Raw genomic sequence first — 1,088 nt, 5'->3', positions numbered from 1 at the left:
GGAGCCACTGTGGCTGAGCTGCACGTCGAGTTGGTCGCCGCGGACCGCAAGGTCTGGTCCGGCAAGGCCAGCCTGGTCGTCGCTCGCACCTCGTCGGGTGAGATCGGCATCATGCCCGGCCACCAGCCACTGCTGGGTGTGCTGGCGTCCGGACCGGTCACCATCCGTACGACCGGCGAAGGCGCCGACGGCGCCGCGGGCAAGAACGGCACGGTCATCGCCGCCGTGCACGGCGGATTCATCTCCTTCACGGACAACAAGCTCTCGCTGCTCACCGAGATCGCTGAGCTGTCGTACGAGATCGACGTCGAGCGGGCCGAGCGCGCGCTCGAGAACGCGAAGGCCGAGCAGGACGCCGCCGCCGAGCGGCGCGCCGACGTTCGGCTGCGGGCCGTGGCGGTCGCACACTGAACCCGCATGGAGCAGTAACTCAGCCGCGGACGGCCCCGGAACACTGTTCCGGGACGGTCCGCGGCTGACGCCATCATCGGTGCGGTCCGCGCCCTGCGCGCGGACGAGCGGAAGACGCGAGGAGGTCGGTAAGCGATGGTCCTCGCTCTGCTGCTGTGCGGACTGTTCCTGCTGCTGGTCGTCCTGGGGCTTTTTGTGTTCGGCCTCCGGCGCCGGCTCATCCAGCGCTCGGGCGGCACGTTCGACTGCAGCCTGCGCTGGGAGGCCCCGGAGGACGACACCGCGGACCCCAAGGGCAAGGGCTGGAGCTACGGTGTCGCCCGCTACCGGGGCGACCGCGTCGAGTGGTTCCGCGTCTTCTCCTACGCGCCGCGCCCGCGTCGCATGCTGGAGCGCGAGGTGATCGAGGTGGTCAACCGCCGCACCCCGCAGGGCGAGGAGGAGCTGGCACTGCTCTCCGACGCGGTGGTGCTGGCCTGCCGGCTGCGTGACACCCGGGTGGAGCTGGCGATGAGCGAGGACGCGCTCACCGGGTTCCTCGCCTGGCTGGAGGCGGCCCCGCCCGGCCAGCGGGTCAACGTGGCCTGACGGCCCGCTCGTCCGGCACCTCCACACCTCCGGACCTCCACCTCCGATACGCGGAACCCAGAAGAACGCCCCCCGGCTGCTTCCAGCCG

General features: G+C 71.2%; 2 protein-coding genes. Both read left to right on the top strand.

Going from position 1 to position 1,088, the window contains the following annotated elements; genetic code table 11:
* Positions 1–9 precede the first annotated feature (9 nt).
* Positions 10–411, top strand: coding sequence for a F0F1 ATP synthase subunit epsilon (locus tag GL263_RS27090; RefSeq protein ID WP_182858368.1), 402 nt, complete (start codon positions 10–12; stop codon positions 409–411).
* Positions 412–546: 135 nt separating this feature from the next.
* The gene (locus GL263_RS27085) at positions 547–999 is read left to right on the top strand and encodes a DUF2550 domain-containing protein (protein WP_182858367.1); all 453 of its coding nucleotides are present in this window, start codon (positions 547–549) and stop codon (positions 997–999) included.
* Positions 1,000–1,088: the final 89 nt, after the last annotated feature.

The organism is Streptomyces durbertensis (genome assembly GCF_014156695.1).
Lineage (GTDB): Bacteria > Actinomycetota > Actinomycetes > Streptomycetales > Streptomycetaceae > Streptomyces > Streptomyces durbertensis.
Note: the sequence above shows the minus strand (reverse complement) of the source record. Positions and strands in the feature narration are given on the sequence as shown.

What these genes read in the sequence shown, in the direction of transcription:
- GL263_RS27085 (WP_182858367.1), top strand. Translation starts at nt 547, where the DNA reads ATGGTCCTCGCTCTGCTGCTGTGCGGACTGTTCCTGCTGCTGGTCGTC.